The following is an 894-nucleotide window of genomic DNA, read 5'->3' on the forward strand; positions in this document are numbered from 1 at the left end:
AGTATGGCAACGACCTGTCAATAGCAACCTGTATGATAAAGGATTCACTGAAAACTTCACTGTTTCACATCATCCTTTCATCAATGTGTTGTCCTATACTGATGGGTTATTCAGTTATCCTTATGGATGTACAGAGCAAACAACTAGTCGCGCTTTCCCTTGGTTATTCAAATCTAATCAATTACTAAATGCTCAGAAAAAAGCTGTGTATACAGATTATGTGAAAAATCAACGGATCAATCAAGGTATTGTGCCAACCCTTGAATATGAAGCTTGGGAAAAAGAGATGATGCGCGATACAGTTAAACGCTTACTAGATCGCCAGCGTTCTGATGGTGGCTTTGCATTCTGGTCATCAGGTGATAGTTATTTCCCATCTTCTGTTTATGCGTTGGATTTCTTAACACAATTGGCAAAACAAGATCCTTCATTAGTACCACAAGGGAATCTCAAAAAAGGGTTTGAATATGTCAAAAATCGCTTAACCGAAACCTATAAAACGCATACCAATTCAGGCTCATATTATTTGGGTGAGAACAACTTGAATAACTTGAGTTATGGTATTTGGTTATTGGCACGAGAAGGCCAAATTTTTAGCGCAGATATTGCCTTTATGGCGCAATTTGATCAAATCATTAGCCCATTAAGCCGTGTTTACTTAGCAGGTTCAAACTTGATTTTAAGCGATCAAAAAGCAGCAAGACAATATCTTGCTAATCTCAATTTTATGGATTGGCAGCGTAACTTTGGTACTTATCAAACAAAAGTATCCGCTTTGGCACTATCCATTGATGTGCTAAATCAAATGGCAACTCGTGGGTTATTGACAGATAGCGGATTAGCTCAGAAGTTGAACATGGATTTGATGAATGCTTTAAATCATAAAGAATATTT

The 894-nt window shown here is 37.2% G+C and carries 1 pseudogene; it reads left to right on the forward strand.

The features are described 5' to 3' along the window. Nucleotides 1–894: pseudogene (locus BZK14_RS13005) on the forward strand (alpha-2-macroglobulin family protein); the annotation flags it as partial.

Origin of the sequence: Wohlfahrtiimonas larvae, from assembly GCF_002006755.1 — a bacterium.
GTDB lineage: Bacteria > Pseudomonadota > Gammaproteobacteria > Cardiobacteriales > Wohlfahrtiimonadaceae > Wohlfahrtiimonas > Wohlfahrtiimonas larvae.